The 18,136-nt window shown below is 67.0% G+C and carries 14 protein-coding genes; 7 read left to right on the top strand and 7 right to left on the bottom strand.

All coding sequences use genetic code 11. The annotated features are described in order from the left end of the window. Positions 1-138 precede the first annotated feature (138 nt). Genes BLU38_RS27000 through BLU38_RS27010 form a run of 3 tightly spaced genes read left to right on the top strand, consistent with a single transcriptional unit; the run spans position 139 to position 3,947 of the window. Positions 139-1,635 (top strand): sulfatase-like hydrolase/transferase, encoded by a 1,497-nt coding sequence (locus BLU38_RS27000; protein WP_091529462.1) that lies wholly within the window; start codon positions 139-141, stop codon positions 1,633-1,635. Then, the gene (locus BLU38_RS27005; RefSeq protein WP_157683744.1) at positions 1,632-2,939 is read left to right on the top strand and encodes an ABC transporter substrate-binding protein; all 1,308 of its coding nucleotides are present in this window, start codon (positions 1,632-1,634) and stop codon (positions 2,937-2,939) included. Before BLU38_RS27000 ends, BLU38_RS27005 begins: the two co-directional genes overlap by 4 nt. Before the next feature lie 9 nt (positions 2,940-2,948). Further along, complete coding sequence (locus BLU38_RS27010; RefSeq protein ID WP_091529468.1) at positions 2,949-3,947, top strand: LacI family DNA-binding transcriptional regulator; 999 nt, start codon at positions 2,949-2,951, stop codon at positions 3,945-3,947. Positions 3,948-4,030: 83 nt separating this feature from the next. On the opposite strand, the gene BLU38_RS27015 is transcribed toward BLU38_RS27010, so the two are convergent. From BLU38_RS27015 to BLU38_RS27035, 5 genes are all read right to left on the bottom strand, one after another. After that, entirely contained in the window at positions 4,031-4,210 is a 180-nt protein-coding gene (locus BLU38_RS27015; RefSeq protein ID WP_091529470.1) for a DUF6104 family protein, read from the bottom strand. 94 nt (positions 4,211-4,304) lie between these two features. Then, positions 4,305-8,144 (bottom strand): multifunctional oxoglutarate decarboxylase/oxoglutarate dehydrogenase thiamine pyrophosphate-binding subunit/dihydrolipoyllysine-residue succinyltransferase subunit, encoded by a 3,840-nt coding sequence (locus tag BLU38_RS27020; RefSeq protein WP_091529472.1) that lies wholly within the window; start codon positions 8,142-8,144, stop codon positions 4,305-4,307. Between the two features lie 148 nt (positions 8,145-8,292). Next, positions 8,293-9,312, bottom strand: a complete 1,020-nt coding sequence (locus BLU38_RS27025) for an N-acetylglucosamine kinase (protein WP_091529475.1) — start codon at positions 9,310-9,312, stop codon at positions 8,293-8,295. Beyond that, a complete protein-coding gene (locus tag BLU38_RS27030) occupies positions 9,312-10,607 on the bottom strand; it encodes a glycosyltransferase family 87 protein (protein WP_157683745.1) in 1,296 nt (431 codons plus the stop codon). The genes BLU38_RS27025 and BLU38_RS27030 overlap by 1 nt, the downstream gene beginning before the upstream one ends. A gap of 123 nt (positions 10,608-10,730) precedes the next feature. Next, positions 10,731-11,630, bottom strand: coding sequence for a LysR family transcriptional regulator (locus BLU38_RS27035; RefSeq protein ID WP_091529480.1), 900 nt, complete (start codon positions 11,628-11,630; stop codon positions 10,731-10,733). A 54-nt stretch (positions 11,631-11,684) separates the two neighbouring features. On the opposite strand from BLU38_RS27035, the gene BLU38_RS27040 reads away from it, so the two are divergent. After that, on the top strand, positions 11,685-12,683 hold the full coding sequence (locus BLU38_RS27040; protein ID WP_172836030.1) for a bile acid:sodium symporter family protein: 999 nt from the start codon (positions 11,685-11,687) through the stop codon (positions 12,681-12,683). A gap of 121 nt (positions 12,684-12,804) precedes the next feature. Then, the gene (locus BLU38_RS27045) at positions 12,805-13,200 is read left to right on the top strand and encodes a hypothetical protein (protein ID WP_157683747.1); all 396 of its coding nucleotides are present in this window, start codon (positions 12,805-12,807) and stop codon (positions 13,198-13,200) included. A 154-nt stretch (positions 13,201-13,354) separates the two neighbouring features. Here the strand turns inward: BLU38_RS27045 and BLU38_RS27050 are convergent, their stop codons facing one another. Then, positions 13,355-14,794 carry an MFS transporter gene (locus BLU38_RS27050; protein ID WP_091529487.1) on the bottom strand — a complete coding sequence of 480 codons (1,440 nt, stop codon included), beginning with the start codon at positions 14,792-14,794 and terminating at the stop codon, positions 13,355-13,357. A 58-nt stretch (positions 14,795-14,852) separates the two neighbouring features. On the opposite strand from BLU38_RS27050, the gene BLU38_RS27055 reads away from it, so the two are divergent. Next, on the top strand, positions 14,853-15,701 hold the full coding sequence (locus BLU38_RS27055) for a helix-turn-helix transcriptional regulator (protein ID WP_197679884.1): 849 nt from the start codon (positions 14,853-14,855) through the stop codon (positions 15,699-15,701). Between the two features lie 46 nt (positions 15,702-15,747). Here BLU38_RS27055 and BLU38_RS27060 read toward each other — a convergent pair whose 3' ends face one another. Next, the gene (locus tag BLU38_RS27060) at positions 15,748-16,623 is read right to left on the bottom strand and encodes a helix-turn-helix domain-containing protein (protein ID WP_091529493.1); all 876 of its coding nucleotides are present in this window, start codon (positions 16,621-16,623) and stop codon (positions 15,748-15,750) included. 105 nt (positions 16,624-16,728) lie between these two features. On the opposite strand from BLU38_RS27060, the gene melA reads away from it, so the two are divergent. After that, the gene (gene melA, locus BLU38_RS27065) at positions 16,729-18,126 is read left to right on the top strand and encodes an alpha-glucosidase/alpha-galactosidase (RefSeq protein WP_231920060.1); all 1,398 of its coding nucleotides are present in this window, start codon (positions 16,729-16,731) and stop codon (positions 18,124-18,126) included. The last annotated feature ends 10 nt before the right edge of the window (positions 18,127-18,136 follow it).

Consider the following 18,136-nt stretch of genomic DNA (forward strand, 5'->3'; position numbering starts at 1 on the left):
GTGCAGCACCATCGATGCCGGCCGAGTAGAGCCGTTCGTCACCTTGTCGACACCGAACGGGGCCGTGACCTCGGGATCCTGATCGGGTAACATTTACAGCGCTGTAGATTTCGTTCGACGCCGATCGCGAGGGATTCCATGACCCAGCAGACGCCTGCACCCGACATCTTGTTGATCATGACCGATCAGCATCGGGTCGGGTTCACCCGGCGGTCGGGGTGCCCGGTGGACAGCATGCCGCGGCTGGATCGGCTGGCGGAGCAGGGGACGGCGTTCGACGCCGCCTACACCAGCTATCCGGCCTGTGTTCCGGCCCGGACCAGTCTGCTGACCGGTCGCTTCCCGACCGCACATCGGGTCCGGCAGAACAGCAACGCTCAGCACGCCTACTACGACCGGGACCTGCTCGACGTTCTGCGCGACCAAGGATATTCGCTGCACTTCGCCGGCAAACCGCACATGCATCCCGGGCCGGACGATTTCGACAGCTACGCCGGCCCCTACTGGCACGCCGGCGGGCCCGAACACACCGCCGACCAGCAGGAGTTCGATCATTGGTTGAACGATCTTGATCATGGCGTCGCCGAATCGCCGACCCCGTTCGGGGTAGAGGAACAATTGCCCTACCGGATCACCAGCGATGCGCTGGCGGCGATCGACGACACCGAGCAGGACCGGCCGGCGTTCTGGTGGGTGTCGTTCCCCGAGCCGCACAATCCGTACCAGGTGCCCGAACCGTACTTCTCGCTGGTCGCCGAGGACGACGTGCCGGATCGTCTCGCCGGACCGGAAGCGATCGAGACCAAGGGCGGGAAGTACCGCTGGCTGCGGACGCTGGTGGAGGAGAAGCGGCCGGGGTATGACGAGCAGTGGCGTCGCTATCGGGCCAATTATCTGGGCATGTTGCGGCTGATCGACGATCAGATCGCTCGGCTGCTCGATCATGAACGGGTCCGGTCGGGCAACACCGTGGTGATCTTCGTCAGTGATCACGGCGACTACGTCGGGGACTACGGGCTGCAGCGCAAGGGCGCCGGAATGTCGGATGCGTTGACCCGGATCCCGTTCCAGCTGACCGGCCCGGGGATCGTCGCCGGCCAGGTCCGCGACGAGCCGGTGTCGATGGTCGACCTGATGCCGACGGTGTGCGAGTTGGTCGGCGCCGAGATCCCGGCCGGCGTCCAGGGCCGCAGCCTGGTCCCACTGCTGGCCGGAGGTGACGCACCGGCCGGAGAATTCGGCAGCATCATCGCCGAGCTCGGCTACGGGGGAGTGCCCTACGGCGACGACGAGCGTCCGGAACTGCATTTTCCCTACCAGGGCAGGACCTTCGACGAGCTGAACAGCGTCACCCAGAGTGGCGGCGCACGGATGCTGCGCCGCGGCAGACACAAATTGATCATGGACGTGAACGGCGTCGGCGAGCTCTACGATCTTGCAGCCGATCCCGCCGAGCTGGACAACCTCTACGACCACCCGTCCCACCGCGCTGTCCGGGAGCAACTGACCGCCGACCTGCTGCGATGGACGATCCGGATCGCCGACGATCTTCCGACCGGCAACTACCGGCCGAAGACCGCCGAGCACAACTGGCGCTGGGCAACGCAGTCCCCGCCGCTGGAAGGACAATCATGAGCGGACCGATCACCAGCCCGTTGACCCGCCGAGCACTGCTCGGCCTGACCGCTGCCGCCGCCGGCGCGCTGGCCACCGGATGTTCCGGCGGCAAGAACTCCGGTTCGGCGACCGAAGGCGCCGTCCGGGTCGGCTGGTACGGCGGTGACCCGGTGCATGCCGCGATGAAGAAGGCCCTGGACGCCTACCACGGCAAGCACTCCGGAGTCACCATCTCCACCGAGTTCTCACCCTTCGACGGCTACTGGGACAAGTTGGCCACCCAGACCGCCGGCCGCAATGCACCCGACGTCTATCGGATGTCGATGAGCTACTTCGCCGACTACGCCGATCGCGGTGCGCTGCTCGATCTGTCCGACCAGCTCGGCTCGGCGATCAAGACAGCCGACCTGGACGCCGACGTCGCCGCCAGCGGCAAGATCGACGACGGCACCTACGGGGTCGGACAGAGCTCCATCTCGCACGCAGTGTTCAGCCGGCCGGCGGCCTGGCAGAAGGTCGGCGCCGAAGTGTCGACGGCGGACTGGACCTGGGAGTCGTTCGCCGAGGCGGCCAAGGGTTATGCGGGCGAAGCAGGCAAAGGGATGTACGGCACCCCGGATGTCGGCGGGAACATCCAGATCTTCGAGCCTTACGTGCGGCAGCGCGGTCGGGAGATCTTCACCCCGGACGGCGCCGGTCTGGCTGTACAGACCGAGGATCTGGAGGAGTGGTTCGCCTACTGGCAGGACCTGCGGTCGAGCAAGGCCGCACCGCCGTCCTCGATCACCGCCGAGACCGGTGACTTTGCCACCAGCCTGCTGGCGACCGGCAAGTCGCCGCTGTCCTTCGGGTGGGTGCAGCAGATCACCTTCTACGCGCCGCTGGTCGACGATCCGCTGGAGGTGGCCGCGCTGCCGAGCCCGGAGGCGGGGTCGCTGTCCGGCCAGTTCCTCAAAGCACTGGACTTCTGGGTGGTCTCCTCGACCTCGAAGAATCAGCAGGGCGCGTTGGCTCTGGTCGATTACCTGATCAACGACCCCGGTGCGATCAAGACCCTGGGGCTGACGCTCGGTGTGCCGCCGTCCAAGGCAGGTCGTGATCAACTGGGCTCCGATCCGGATTCGCCGGAGGGCAAGGCGATCGCCTACGTGGAGAAGATCAAGGACAAGGTCGGCAAGCCACCGGCGGCCTGGCCGAAGGGTTACGGCGAGATCCAGGAACTGTTCGGCAAGCTGAACGAGGATGTCGGCTTCGGCAAATCGGATCCGGCGAAGGCCGCCGCGCAGTTCATGACCGAGGCGAAACAGAGCCTGAATGGTTAGTCTGCTGGCGTGACTGCACCGCGACCCCGGCTGGCCGACGTGGCCGAGCGTGCGGGTGTGTCGATGAAGACCGTGTCGAACGTGATCAACGACTACCCGCACATCTCCGCCGCCACCAGATCCCGGGTCGAGACGGCGATCGATGCCCTGGGCTACCGGCCCAACCTCTCGGCACGCAACCTTGCGCGCGGTCGGGCCGGGATGATCGCCCTGGTCGTCCCGCAGCTGGACATGCCGTACTTCGCCTCGCTCGCCCGACACGTGATCGATGCCGCGCACGGCGCCGGTTCGGTGGTGCTGATCGAGCAGACCGGCGGAGATCTCCAGGCCGAACGACAGCTGGTGGCCGGTGAATTCGCCCGCCGGGTCGACGGCATCATCCTCAATCCGCTCGCGGTCGGAGCAGAGGAGATCGCCCGACGGACCGACCAAACGCCGCTGGTGTTGCTCGGGGAGCGGACCCTGGACGGCGTGGCTCCGCATGTCGGCATCGACAACCACGCGGCCGCGGCGATCGCGGCCGAGCATCTGATCGAACGAGGCTGTACCCGCCTCGGGATGATCGGTGCCAGCCCGCCGCTGCGGCAGAACGTGCGCTATCTCGGCTTCCGACAGGCGGTGCGTGCGGCCGGGCTGGACCTTGATCAACATCTGCTCCGGCCGACGGCCGGTGTCCGCGGCATCGACGGCGAGCGCGCGGTCGAGGAGATGATCGACACCGGGAAACCGCTGCCGGACGGTTTGTTCTGCGCCACCGACTGGCTGGCACTCGGTGCGATCCGAGCACTGCATCGGCATCGGATCGCGGTGCCCCAAGACGTAGCGGTGATCGGCTTCGACGACATCCCCTACGGCGAGGCGTCGACACCGTCGCTGAGCACGATCGCCACCGACCGCGAGCAGATCGCCCGCCGGGCAGTCGCCCTGCTGAACGCGCCGGACAAGGCCGCGGCAGAGGAGGTCACGATCGACTTCGAGTTGATCGTCCGGGAGAGCACCGCCCGATGATCACCACGGATGCCCCACCCTGGTCCTCGCAATGGCTGGACCGACCGTTCGCCAGGTCAGGAATCGGCCGGAGCGGACAGTGATCAGTCGTCGAAATCGTCGTCGGTGCGGGCCAGCCAGGTGGCGAATCGTTCGATCGGGGTCTCGAACTCGGGGTTCAGATCGACGAAGGTCCGCAGCTGGTCTGCCACCCAGGCGACGCTGACCTCCTCGTCCCCGCGCCGGGATTCGAGCTCTTCGATGCCGCGATCGGTGAAGTACATCAGCGTTTCCGTGGTGTGTGGGTTGACGGTCCTTCGACAAGCTCAGGACCCTGGAAGGCTCTGAGCTTGTCGAAGGGTCGGTTGCCGAGGAGGATCAGCCGAGGGCGGCGTTGTAGATCTCCTTCTGCTCCGCCTCGTGCACCTTGTGCGAGCCGGTGGCCGGAGCCGAGGACGCTGCCCGGGTGACCGGGGTGAGCGGCAGCCGAGCGCCGTGCTCGGCCAAGGCGTCGGGCAGGTTCAGCGCGAGGAACGGCCAGGCACCCTGGTTCTTCGGCTCGTACTGCACCCACCGGAAGGACTCGGCGTTGCCGTAACGCGCGAGCTCGGCGGCGATCTGCTCGGCCGGCAGCGGGTAGTAGCGCTCCAGCGAGACGACTGCGATCTCCTGGTTCTTGCCGAGCTTGTCCCGCTCGGCCATCAGATCCCACCGGGCCATCCCGCTGGCCATCACGACCCGGCGGACGGTGGACGGATCGGTGATCGTCGGATCGCCGAGCACCGGCTGCCACTGGCCGTCGGTGAAGTCCGCCGGCTCCGAGGCCGCCGCCTTCATCCGCAGCATCCGCTTCGGGGTCAACACGATCAGCGGCTTGTGGTTGGCGCCGAGCGCATGATTGCGGAGCAGGTGGAAGTAGCTGGCGGAGTTGGACGGTTGGGCGACCGCGAACGCATCGTCGGCAGCCAGCTGCAGCCAGCGTTCGATCCGGGCCGAGGAGTGATCGGAGCCCTGACCCTCATAACCGTGCGGCAACAACAGCACCACACCGGACTTCTGTCCCCACTTGGACTGGCCGGCGGTGATGAACTCGTCGATGATCGTCTGCGCACCGTTGGAGAAGTCGCCGTACTGCGCCTCCCACATCACCAACGCCTCCGGCCGGGCGACCGAATAGCCGTACTCGAAGCCCATCGCGGCGTACTCACTGAGCGGGGAGTTGAAGACGTGGAACCGGCCCTGATCGGGGGACAGGTGCTGCAGCGGGATCCAGACGTCGGCGTTCTTCCGGTCCACGACCGCCGCGAACCGCTGCACGAAGGTGCCTCGCCGGGTATCCTGCCCGGCCAGCCGAACGGGACGTCCCTCGATCATCACCGAACCCAACGCCAGCAGCTCGCCGGTCGCCCAGTCGATGCCACCCTCGGTGATCGCCTTGGCCCGGCGCTGCAGCTGCGGCTGCACCTTCGGGTGGACGGTGAAGCCCTCCGGCGGATTGAGATGGGCGTCGGCGATCTTCTGCATCACCTCCGAGCTGATCGCGGTGCCGTGCTTGGCGCCGGTCTTCTCCGGATACTTCGGCACCCGCCGGTATTCGGTGTCGACCGGGACGTTGGCCGCCTGCCGGACCTCCTCGAAGACACTCTCCAGTCGGACCTGGAACTTCTTCAGGACCTCCTCGGCGTCCTCGATCGTGATGTCGCCACGACCGATCAGCGCCTCGGTGTAGAGCTTGCGGACACCGCGCTTCTTGCTGATCAGGTCGTACATCAGCGGCTGGGTGACACTCGGGTCGTCACCCTCGTTGTGACCTCGGCTGCGGTAGCAGACCAGGTCGATCACCACGTCCTTGTTGAATTCGCGCCGGAACTCGTAGGCGAGCCGGGCGACCCGGATGCAGGCCTCCGGATCGTCGCCGTTGACATGGAAGATCGGCGCCTGCACCATCCGTGCCACATCGGTGGCGTAGGTGGAGGAGCGCCCCTCGCCCGGGGTGGTGGTGAAGCCGACCTGGTTGTTCACCACGACGTGGATGGTGCCGCCGGTGCGGTAGCCGCGCAACTGCGACAGCGCCAGCGTCTCGGCGACCACACCCTGGCCGGCGAACGCGGCGTCGCCGTGCACCAACAACGGCAGCACCGGGTATTCCGCACCCCTGTCCAGGATGTCCTGCTTGGCTCGGGTGATGCCCTCCAGGACACCGTCGACGGCCTCCAGGTGGCTGGGATTGGCTGCCATCGAGGTCTTGATCGTGTTCCCGGCCAGCGAGGTGAACTTGCCCTCCGCGCCCAAGTGGTACTTCACGTCACCCGAGCCCTGCACGGTCCGCGGGTCGATGTTGCCCTCGAACTCGCGGAAGATCTGGGTGTAGGACTTACCGACGATATTGGCCAGCGCATTCAACCGGCCACGGTGCGCCATCCCGATCGTGACCTCGTCCAGATGATCATTGGCGGCCTGCTCGCAGATCTCGTCGAGCAGCGCGATGGTGGACTCGCCGCCCTCCAGGCTGAACCGCTTCTGGCCGACGTACTTGGTCTGCAAGAAGGTCTCGAAGACCTCGGCCTCGTTGAGCTTGTCCAGGATCCGCAGGTGCTCCTCGCGGGGCAACGACTCGTGCGGACGCTCGACGTGGGCCTGGATCCAACGGCGCTGCTCGCGTTCCTGGATGTGCATGTATTCCAGGCCGATGGTGCGGCAGTAGGAGTCGCGCAGGATGCCGAGGATCTTGCGCAACGTCATCAGACCCGAGCCGTCGGCAAAATCGCCGGTGGCGAACTCGCGGTCCAGATCCCACAACGTCAGCTCGTGGGTCTGCACGTCAAGATCGGGATGATCACGCAGATGGTAGGCGATCGGATCGATGTCGGCCATCAGGTGACCGCGCACCCGATAGGCGTTGATCAACTCGAAAACCCTTGCCTGCTTGGAAACTTCGTCCTCGTGGACGGCGCTACGGTCGACCGCCCACTCGATCGGAGCGGTCGGGATCCGAAGCGAGGCGAAGATGTCACGATAGAAGTTGTCCTCGCCGAGCAGCAGGCCGTGCAGCTTGGCCAGGAACTCACCGGACAGCGCACCCTGGATGACCCGGTGGTCGTAGGTCGAGGTCAGCGTCATGATCTTGCCGACGCCGAAGGAGTTCAACCGGTTGGGGTTGGATCCCTGGAACTCGGCCGGGAATTCCATCGAGCCGACGCCGATGATCGCGCCCTGACCGTTCATCAGCCGCGGCACCGAATGGTTGGTGCCGATGGTGCCCGGGTTGGTCAGCGAGATGGTGGTGCCGGCGAAGTCGTCGACGGTGAGCTTGTTGCCGCGTGCCTTCTTGACGATCTCCTCGTACGCCGCCCAGAACTGGGCGAAGTCGAGATTCTCCGCGCTCTTGATGCTCGGCACGACGAGCTGCCGGGTGCCGTCCGGCTTCGGCAGGTCGATCGCCAGGCCGAGGTTGATGTGGGTCGGCTTGACCAGGGTCGGCTTGCCGTCGGTGACGTCGTAGGCGACGTTCATGTCCGGCACGGCTTTCAGCGCCTGGACGATCGCGTAGCCGATGATGTGGGTGAAGGAGACCTTGCCACCACGGGCCCGGCGGAGGTGGTTGTTGATCACGATCCGCTGATCGATCAGCAACTTGACCGGTAGTGACCGGACACTGGTCGCAGTCGGCACCGTCAGCGACGCGTCCATGTTCTTCGCGGTCCGCATCGGGGCACCGCGCATCACGGTCCGGACCGGCTTGTCCGGCGCCACCTCCGGTCGGTCCGCGGGGTTCGGCGGATCGGCCGGCAGCCCGGTCCCGGTCGTCGGCTTGCTCGGCTGAACGGTCTTGGACTCGACCTTGGCCGCGGGGGCGGACTTGGCCGCCTGCGGTGCGGGGTCGGCCGCCTTCGCAGCGCTCGCGGTCACGCTGGAGGCCTTCGCCTCGGACTTCGCGGCCGGAGCTGCGGTCTTGGTCGCCGGTTGTGCGGCGGTGCCCGACTGCGCGCTCTTGCCGTTGGCGGTGGCGTCGCCCGACGGCTTCGTCGGTGGCGCGGCGGCAGGACGATTGCTGCCCGGGGCTCCGTTGGTGCTGAAGAACTGTGCCCAGCTGGCGTCGACCGATTTCGGATCGGCGACGTACTGCTCGTACATCTGCTCGATGAACCAGTCGTTGGCGCCGAAGTCTTCGTCTGCGTGCTGGGTTGATGTGGAGTTTGGGTCGGGCGCGGTGGCCACAGTCGCCTTCTTCCGGGTTTTGATCGCTCTGTGCCTGGTCCGGATCCCTCCGGTCCGACCCCTAGGCTACCCAAGGATGGAGACCAGATGGCGGACTGGTACGGCGTGCCCGATCGCCGCGTCGAATCGGTCGGCATCCGGGCCCGGATCAGCCGATCGTCGCCAGCAGATTCTGATGGATGGCCGGCTCCCGATCGAGGCCGGTCGACCGGCCGTTCCGGTCGGTGCCGGTCGCCAGCCAGAGCGCTCCGACCAGTCCCGATCGGGCCTGGAGGACCGGGCTGCCGAGGGCCGCTGTGATGCGTTGGGTGAAGGCCGTACGGATCGGGCCGGCGGACTGCAGCACCGAACCGGCAACGACGATCGGCCTGCCCGGCAGCGGTCCCAGATCCAGCACCAGATCGCTGAGCCCGGCCGCTGCCCGGGCACAGATCGAGGCGGCCGCCGGATCGCTGTCGACCAGGCCGGTCACGATCGGCGCCAGTTCGGCCAGCCGGATCGGTGTGTCCAGGTAGGGCACCCGGAGCAGCCCGGTGAACCGGTCCGGACCGTCGATGCCCAGTGCTGCGACCACTTCGCCGGTCAGTGCTCCCGCGGTGTGGCCGTGTTCCAACTCGGTCAGTGCTTGGCGGACCGCTTCTCGACCCAACCAGAAACCGGCGCCTTCGTCGCCGAGCAGCCAGCCCCAGCCGCCACGCCGGCTGACGATGTCACCGTCGTCGATGTCGGCGGCGGACGAGCCGGTGCCGGCGATCAGCACGGTGCCGCGGGGCAGGCTGGTGGCCGAGGCGTAGGCGACCGCAAGATCGGAGACGATCCGCGGTCTGACCTGCAGATCGGTGGGTAGCGCGGCGGACAGGAATTCCTCGCCGGCATCCAGCGCGGTGCCGAAACCGGCCATCCCGAGCACGATCGCCCGTACGGCCTGCCCGGCCGATCCCTGAGCCTGCCCGCCCGGTCCCTGAGCTTGTCGAAGGGCTTGCTCGACCGCGACTCGGATCCGTTCGGCAGCGGCGGCGACGCCGACCGCGTTCGGGTTGCCGGCGGGCTGCTCGGCGACCGCCAGCACCCGGCCGGACCGGTCGGCGACTGCGGCCCGCGTCTTGGTCCCGCCGATGTCGGCACCGATCACCAGGTCGGTCGGCGGGCCGGACTGCGACGACATCATCAGCCCGCGGCGGGATCGTCGCCCGGCGCGGCCGCGATCCGATGCTGCCCGGTCGCCCGCCAGGCCGCAGCGGCCAGCGCGATGGTGAAGATCAACAGGCCGAGGTTGCGCAGCAGCAGCAGGATGGTCGAGGCGACGAACTGGGCGCCGTGCCGGTCGCCGTAGAGTCCGAAATAGGTCAGTGGGTAGACCAGATGGGTGAGCAGCGCCAACACCAGGGCCTGGACGGCGAATCGACTGATCACCGTCAGGCGTCCGTGCTGATCACGCACCCGACCGATCAGCAACGCCGCCATCGGGCCACCGATCCAGACCAGGTACTGCGGGCTGAGGGTCTTGTTGGTGATGATCATGATGGCGATGGTGGAGAGCACGATCAGACCGGTGACGGTGATCGACGGCTCGGGGTGGCGAAAGCCGCGGATGTACAACAGGATCATGAAGATCAGCCCCAGTACGGTGGCGATGGTGCTGATCGTCAGCCACAGACCGACGCCCGGACCGAAGACCTCGAACGCCTGATAGCGCGAGGTGGTGACCGTCCACCGGTCGGTGTCCACCAGCCGAAGCACCATCAGCGGGGTGGCCCAGATGGACTCGATCTGCAGCCCACGGTCGGACTGCCACCCCAGGGGTGAGACCAACCGTTGGATGCCTCCGGTGATCAGGCTGATCAGAGCCAGGCCGAATCCGGCCGCGACGAACCCGATCAACGTGGCACGGCGACCCTGCCGTGGGGCGGCGAACGGGGCGATCAGCAGTGCCGGCCAGAGCTTGATCGCCGCACCGACCCCGGTCAGCACGCCGGTCAGCCACGGCCGGCGACGGCCCAACAGGACCGAGACGCCCGCGAGCACGGCGGGCACCAGATCGAACCGGAGGTAGCAGAGCGGGCCGATCAGGAAGATGAACGCCAGCCAGAAGGTGACCGCGGCATCGCGCCGCCGTCCGGCAGCCCGCCAGAGCAGGAACGTGAAGAACGCGTCCAGCAGCAGCATCAGCCCGATGAAGGCGATCTGGTAGCCGCCCTGCCGACCGATCCCGAGTGCGTACGGGATGGACAGCATCCAGACCACCGGCGTCGGATATTCGTTCAGCGTCTGGGACAGTCCGGCATTGCTGAGCGCGTCGATCTTGCCGTAGTAGTAGTTGACGTCACCGGTCGCGACATGCTCGATCGTGGCCGCGAGCAGCACCATGATCGCCCGACTCACCAGCCACGGCAGGACCACCTCGAGTCCAGCACGGATCCGGCTCTGCCCGGTGCCGGGTGCAGAAGCTGACAGGTTGGACACGAACTCTCTCCGGTGGGCGGCAAGGCACGGTGAACCTACCATCCGACGTCCGAGTCGCACCGCAGATCCTGATTGCCGGGGCCATGATGTCGGTCCGTCCCGTCCCGAGTCAGCGGAACGGGGTCAGTGCGGCGACGACGTCGCCGGGTAGAGCTCGCGATGGTCGGCCAGGACCGCGTCGATCACGGCCTGGGTAGCCGCCGGCACGGTGGCACGCCGGGTGACCAGTACGAACTCGGTGTCGCCGAGTCGCGGCAGGTCGCGACGGCCGACCTCGACCAGGCCTTCGGGGATCAATGAACGAGAGAACGGCAGCACCCCGAGTCCGGCGAGGGCAGCGGCGCGCAAGCCGCTCAGGCTGCCCGACGTGCACGCCAGGTGGTAGCTCCGTGAGCTGTGTTCCAGGGCCTGCATCGCTCGCTCGCGGGTCACGCTCGGCGGCGGATAGGTGATCAACGGGACGGCCCGGCCGCGTTCCAGGCGCAGGTTGGGAGCTCCGACCCAGACCAGGCGATCGTCGAAGACCAACCGGGCCCGACCCACGTCGGCGGAACGCTTGGCCAGCACCAGATCCAGTTCGCGGGCTCGGAGCTGACGGTGCAGATGCACACTCAGGCCGACCGTCAGCTCGAGGTCGATCGCCGGATGGCTCAGCCGGAACCGGCGGAGCAGATCGGGGAGTCGGGACAGCGCGAAGTCCTCCGAGACGCCGAACCGGACCCGACCTCGCGGCACGGCAGCACCGATCGATCGGAACGCATCCTCGTTCAGCTCCAACATCGACCGAGCGATCGCGATCAGCGCCTCACCTTCGGCGGTCAGTGCCACCCGATGGGTGTCGCGGGACAGCAGGGCGACCTCCATCGTGCGCTCGAGCCGGCGGACGTGTTGGCTGACTGCCGACTGGCTGAGCCCGAGCCGCCGCGCTGCGGCGGAGAAGCTCAGGTGATCGGCGACGGTCAGGAAGGTCCGCAGTTGGGACAGATCGAGACTCGGCGATTGGTTATCACGCTTCGTGGCCACAGTCAGAACTGTATGCCCGTTTTGCGGACGCCGTCCGTACGAGACAATGACTGCGTGGCTCTCAGACTCCGACTGCCGGGATGGCTCGACCTGTTCATCGTGTCGCTGCTCGCTGCGATCCTGCTGGCCACGGTGCTGCCGGTGCGGGGGACAGCGGCGACCGTCTTCGATCATCTGACGACGGCTGCGGTCTGCATCCTGTTCTTCCTGCACGGCGCCAAGCTGTCACCGACGAACGCCCTGCACAGCTTCACGCGTTGGCGTTTCCAGCTGCTGGTGCTCGGTTTCACGTTCGTCGCGTTCCCACTTCTGGGGCTGGCGATGCTTCCGTTGAAGGGCAGTCTGCTGACCCCGACCCTGTTCGCCGGCGTGATCTTCCTGTGCATCCTGCCGTCGACGGTGCAGTCCTCCATCGCGTTCACCTCGATCGCCCGCGGCAATGTGGGTCTGGCGGTGAGCTCGGCCTCGGTCTCCAATGTGCTCGGAGTGGTGATCACGCCGTTGCTGGCGGCGCTGCTGCTCGGGTCGGAGGCGAAGATCACCGCCGGATCGGTGGTCGGCATCCTGCTGCAGTTGCTGTTGCCGTTCGTGATCGGGCAGTTGTTGCACCGTCGCGTCGGGCCCTGGCTGGCCGCGCACAAACCGGTGATCAACATCGTCGACCGCGGATCGATCCTGCTGGTGGTCTACACCGCCTTCAGTGCGGGCGTGGTCGAAGGGCTCTGGCGGATCGTCGCACCGCCGACGTTGGCGGCGATCATCGGTCTGTCGATCGTGCTGCTGGCCGTCGTGATCGGGTTGACCTTCGCCATCGGACGGCTGACCAGGATGTCGCGCGAGGACCGTGTGGTGCTGCTCTTCTGCGGGTCCAAGAAGAGTCTGGCCAGTGGTCTGCCGATGGCGACCCTGTTGTTCCCGTCCAGCACCGTCGGCATGATCGTGCTGCCGGTGATGATCTTCCACTTGATCCAGTTGATCGTCTGCGCGGTGTTGGCGCGGGTCTGGGCACGACGCGCGGAGGTCCAGGTTCTGGAGCCGTCCTACTCGGGCTGAGCGCGTTCCCCGAAATAGGGACTTTCGACCTTCATCGAAGCACGAACCCGCGTGACCGCGCGGCCTCCTAGCTTCTCGATCACGCGGCCCACAGGGGGCCGCAGTCGGGAAGGGGAAAGAGATGTTTCGCAGGATTGCTGTACTCATCGGAGCGGTGTTCGCGGTGCTGGCGATCTCGATGACGCCTGCTCAAGCGGCGGACGGCGGTGCCAAGACGACGAACGGGGCCGGGTCGGTCTGGTTCGAGTCCTACGGGGAACACGTGACCGTCAACGACTGGCGGGCCGACGGCCACGGGGTCAAGGCCTGGATCTATGAGCTGCGGCGTGGTCCGGGTGGCCAGGACAAGTACTTCCTGGTGGATTCGGTCTACAACGGCAAGGGCTATCACGCAGGTCCCAAGACCGCCAACCTCAGCATCACCGACGGACACTCGGTGAAACTGCGGGTCTGCCTGGTGGACGGCTCGAGCGACAAGAGCCCGAGCAAGTGCGGTACGTCGTACACCACCGCGTGAGCGCCGACAGCTCACCGTCAGGGCGCTCGACCTCATAACGAACGCGCCGTCGGGGCCGTGATCATGGCTGCTCGCAGCGGCCCTGATCACGGCCCTCGCGGTTGCGACCGACCTCGTGCTGTGTTGCTGAAACAGGTCGACGAAATTCGGCACACTAGCGCAGCGACCGATCGGCGCGGGGCCGCAGGAAGGCGGCCATCAGGATCGCGGCAACCACCAGGATGGCGCCGTCGGCCGCGATTCCCGACTGCAGCCCGCCGAGCATGGCCTGGGTCGGGGTCGCGCCGTCAGCACGCAGCCCGGCGGACCGAGCGGCCGAGATCGCCGACATGATCGGGATCCCGAGCGTCAGTCCGACCTGCTGAGCGGTGGTCAGCAGACCGGTCGCCAACCCCTGCTCACGGTTCGGCAGTCCGGAGGTGGCCGCAACACCGTAGGAGACGACGGAGAACATGTGGCCGAAGAAGGCGGCCGTGCAGAAGATCAACACCAGCACCACCCCGTTGCCGCGGCCGATCATGATCATCACAGCCGTCGCCAGGCCCTGGAACAGAAGTCCGACCGTCAGGATGCGGTGTGCGGCGAACCTGTTGATCATCCGTGATGCGAGCACGCCGGCTCCGGCAGCACCGAGTCCGGTGACGCCGAAGATCAGTCCGGAGCGGAACGGGGACAGACCGTCCACCTCCTGCAGGAACAAGGTCAGCAGGAAGGTCAGCGAGCTGGCCATCGAAAACGTCGCCATCCCGCCGAGGTTGCCCCAGGCGACCGTACGGCGCCGCAGGATCGCCAGCGACACCAGCGGTTCGGCGGCACGGTTCTCCACGATCGCGAACGCGACGAAGCCCACCACAGCGGCGACCAGGCCGATCAACACGTCCGGTCGGGCCCAACCGTGCTCCGAACCGGTGGAGACGGCGTAGATCAATGCCAACAGCCCGCCGGTGACGGTCACCGCGCCGGGAATGTCGAGCCGCGGGGCCCGCGCCGGCCGGCTCTCGGTCAACAGCAGCGGCGCGGCGATCAGGACCGGGATGGCCATGATCACGTTCAGTGCCATCGTCGACCGCCAGCCGAGTGTGGAGGTGAGCGTGCCGCCGAGCAACATGCCGAGGGTGAAGCCGAGGGACAAGATCATTCCGGAGATGCCGAGTGCGCGGTTGCGAGCCGGTCCTTCGGCGAAGTTCGTGGTCAGCAGGGCCATCGCGGTCGGGATGGTGATCGCCGCACCGAGTCCCTGGAGCGCACGAGCTGTCAGGAACATTGCCGGTCCGACCGCCAGCGTTGCCAGCAGCGATGCCGCGGCGAAGATCACCAGCCCGATCAGGAACATCCGACGCCGGCCGACGAGGTCGCCGAGTCGGCCGGCAAGCAGCAGGAAGCCACCGGACGGCAGCGCGAAGGCCGTCACCGCCCACTGCAGATTCGCTGCGGACAGCCCGAGGTCGGCACCGAGACTGGGCAACGCGACGTTGAGGATGCTGAAGTCGATCGAGATCGCGAACTGGGCTGCACAGAGCAGGATCAGGATCAGCCGGGCACGAACGGACGGACGGGTCGCGGGCGCGGTCGGAGAGGGCAGAACATCGGTCATGTCCACGATCGTGCGGCGCGCGAGCGAGTCTCGGGGAGTGCCTGCTTATGCTGGTGCTGTGACCACCACCGCACGGAGCGAGTTGAGCGATTTCCTCAGGGCCCGCCGGTCGCAGGTCTCACCGGCCGACGTCGGGCTGCCGGTCGGGGCCAGGCGCCGGCTCCAGGGGCTGCGTCGCGAGGAGGTCGCCGTGCTGGCCGGCGTCGGTTCGTCCTGGTATCAGTGGCTGGAGCAGGGGCGCGACATCACGGTCTCCGGGCAGGTGTTGGACGCTGTCGCGCGCGTGCTCCGGCTCAGCGACGAGGAACGCCGTCACCTCTACGTGCTCGCCGGTCTGAATCCGCCGCTGCCGCAGGCACCGTCGGACTGCACGGTCGGTGCCGACATCGTCCGGCTGCTTGCCGGTTGGCTGCCGCATCCCGCGCACGTGGTGGATCGTTACTGGAACTTCGTCGAGGCCAACGACGCGGCCCGGGTGATCTTCGGTTGGCGCAAGGAGTTCGCCGGCAACTGCTTGATCGACTTCTTCGGCTCCGGGCTCTATCGCGGCGGCATCGTGGCGTGGGACGAGATGGCGCCGATCGTCGTCGCCAACTACCGCTACGAGATGACCCGGCACGGCAATGACGACGGCTATCGCGCCGTGATCGATCAGGCCGTGGCCACCAGTGGTGAATTCGCTGACCTGTGGGGTCGACATGAGGTGTTGCCGGCGGCGCCGACGATCAAGACCTTCAACCATCCCGAGGTGGGCGAGTTGGTGATGGAAGGGCGGATGCTGCATCTGCCCGAACGCTCCGATCTGACCTTGGTGCTGCACATGCCTCAGCCCGGAACGGCGACCGCCGAACGGATCGCCGAGTTGATCAGCACCGAACGTCGGCTGCGACTGGCGACGAGCGCCTGAAGCACCCGATCATGCTGAACCGGCTGATCATGATCGGCCGGGTTGATCAGGATCTTCCGTGCCGCCGTCGATAACCGCCGGGGGAGACGTCGCAGTGCCGGGTGAACTGCTCGTAGAAGCTGCTCTGTGAACTGAACCCTGCCTCCCGGGCGATGTCCAGCATGGTCTTGTCGGTGGTGATCAACAGCCGCTGTGCCTCGGCCACCCGGCAGCGAGCAAGATAGCGTCCCGGCGTGGTGCCCAGGCTGCGGCTGAAGATCGTTGCCGCGTAGGTCCGGTTCAGGTGAGCGGCAGCGGCGACATCGTCGATGCTGACCTGATCACGGAAGTGCTCGACAATGTACTGCGCCATCGCGGTGACGCCGGCGATCACGTTGCCGTGCGGGCGTCCGTCGGAGCTCGTGGCCTCCGGTGCCGTCGCCGTCGCCCGATGGCGACATGCTCGACGCAGCAGCGCCTGGGCCTCGAGCGGCGCAGGCATCGCCGTCCCGTCGTCCCGGTCATCGGCGAGCTCATCGGCCCACGCGGCGAACAGTCGCTCGGGGTCGTACGGCAGACAGTCGACGGGCGCGATCAGTGCCGACATCTGGAGCAGTCGGCCGATCTCGTACTCCGGCAGACCCCAGCGCAGCACCGCGGTCAGCGGGATGTGCAGCCAGCAGCCGCGGGTCGGATCGGGAACCTCGTCCCGGGCGGCGAGCAGCCGGTGCGGGGTGGCGGCCCAGAAGACGGCGATCTGACCGGCTCGGACGGTCAACCGGGACCCGCCGAAGATGTAGTCCAACTGCCCGCAAAGGACGACGTTCACCTCGACGTCGTCATGCCGGTGCGGCAGCCGCATCGTCGGCGGCGCCCCCTGGTGCACCCAGAAGCCCGCCGGCAGCACGTCGACGGCGTCGGCCTGCAGGACAGCGCTGGTCATGGCCACGACGATAACCGGCGTCGAGGCGTCGGGACCAGAAGATCCCGGAAAGCCGGAGGAGGCCTGGGGGATGCGTATCCGTCTGCTTCTGCCTAGATTCGTGCCATGTCATCGACGATGAATCCGACTGCGATCCGCCCCAAGATCACCTTGATCGGTGCCGGCGGCTACGTCTTCCCGTTCCGGCTGGTCGGCGACCTGCTGAGTTTTCCGGCGCTGCGCGACGCCACCATCTGCCTGATGGACATCAACGCCGAACGGCTGAGCCGGGTCGCCGCGGCGACCCGAGAGTTGATCGAGCACCACGGGCTCGGCGCCCGGGTGGAGGAGACCACCGATCGCCGAGCAGCGCTGACCGAAGCCGACTTCGTGATCATCACCTTCCAGGTCGGTGGCGTCGAGGCCTACCGACACGACGTGGAGATCCCGCGCCGCTACGGCGTCGACCAGACCGTCGGCGACACCATCGGGCCCGGCGGCGTCTTCCGTTTCCTGCGTTCGGTCACGTCCTACCGGCAGATCGTCGCCGACGCCCGCGAGCTGTGCCCGGACGCGCAGTTCATCAACTACGCCAATCCGATGGCGATGGCGACCGGCTACCTGAACGCTCTCGGTGCGTCGACGGTCGGGTTGTGTCACAGCGTCCAGGGCACCACCCGGATGTTGGCGCGCACCCTCGGAGTCCCGTACGAGGAGGTCAACTACCGCTGCGCCGGGATCAACCATCAGGCCTGGGTGTTGGAGTTCCAGCAGGGCGGGACCGACCTGTATCCGCGGTTGCGGGAGGAGATGGCTCGCCGCCATGTCCGCGGCCGGGGTGCAGGCGAGCTGGCGGGTGATCATGGCGATCACAGCGACGAGGCGGAGGGGCACAGCAACTACGAAGGTGGCAACGAACAGGTCCGTACCGACCTGATGAACACGTTCGGCTACTTCGAAACCGAGTCCAGTCACCACGCATCGGAGTACCTGCCCTACTTCCGGAAGAGCCCGGAGTTGATCAAGGAATACATCCCCGAGCGCTGGGACTACTACGAGATCTGCTCGGCGCACGACGAGCAGGGTGACATCGATGATCAACTCGAGAGGCTGAAGAAGGAACTCGCTCCGTCGGTGGAGTATGGCGCCAGCATCGTCAATTCGATGGTCACTGGTGAGTTGAGCGTCATCCACGGCAACGTCCCGAATGCCACCGGCGCGATCAGCAATCTGCCCGCCGACGCCTGCGTCGAGGTGCCGTGTCTGGTCGACCGCAGTGGGGTGCAGCCGACCACGATGGGAGATCTTCCGCTGCAGCTGGCCGCGCTGAACCGGACCAACATCGGTTTGCAGACCCTGGCCGTCCAGGCGGCGCTGACCGGGAGCCGGGAGAACGTCTACCACGCCGTGGCGTTGGATCCGTTGACCGCGGCGCTCTGCACCCTGGACGAGATCCGGTCGATGACCGACGAACTCTTCGCCGCCCACGCGGCGCTGTTGCCCGAGGAGCTGCGGCCGGCCTGATCTTGGGACC

Source organism: Microlunatus soli (assembly GCF_900105385.1).
GTDB lineage: Bacteria > Actinomycetota > Actinomycetes > Propionibacteriales > Propionibacteriaceae > Microlunatus > Microlunatus soli.

What these genes read in the sequence shown, in the direction of transcription:
- BLU38_RS27060 (WP_091529493.1), bottom strand. Translation starts at nt 16,623, where the DNA reads ATGACCAGCGCTGTCCTGCAGGCCGACGCCGTCGACGTGCTGCCGGCG.
- BLU38_RS27005 (WP_157683744.1), top strand. Translation starts at nt 1,632, where the DNA reads ATGAGCGGACCGATCACCAGCCCGTTGACCCGCCGAGCACTGCTCGGC.
- BLU38_RS27050 (WP_091529487.1), bottom strand. Translation starts at nt 14,794, where the DNA reads ATGACCGATGTTCTGCCCTCTCCGACCGCGCCCGCGACCCGTCCGTCC.
- BLU38_RS27015 (WP_091529470.1), bottom strand. Translation starts at nt 4,210, where the DNA reads ATGTACTTCACCGATCGCGGCATCGAAGAGCTCGAATCCCGGCGCGGG.
- BLU38_RS27045 (WP_157683747.1), top strand. Translation starts at nt 12,805, where the DNA reads ATGTTTCGCAGGATTGCTGTACTCATCGGAGCGGTGTTCGCGGTGCTG.
- melA (WP_231920060.1), top strand. Translation starts at nt 16,729, where the DNA reads ATGTCATCGACGATGAATCCGACTGCGATCCGCCCCAAGATCACCTTG.
- BLU38_RS27000 (WP_091529462.1), top strand. Translation starts at nt 139, where the DNA reads ATGACCCAGCAGACGCCTGCACCCGACATCTTGTTGATCATGACCGAT.
- BLU38_RS27025 (WP_091529475.1), bottom strand. Translation starts at nt 9,312, where the DNA reads ATGATGTCGTCGCAGTCCGGCCCGCCGACCGACCTGGTGATCGGTGCC.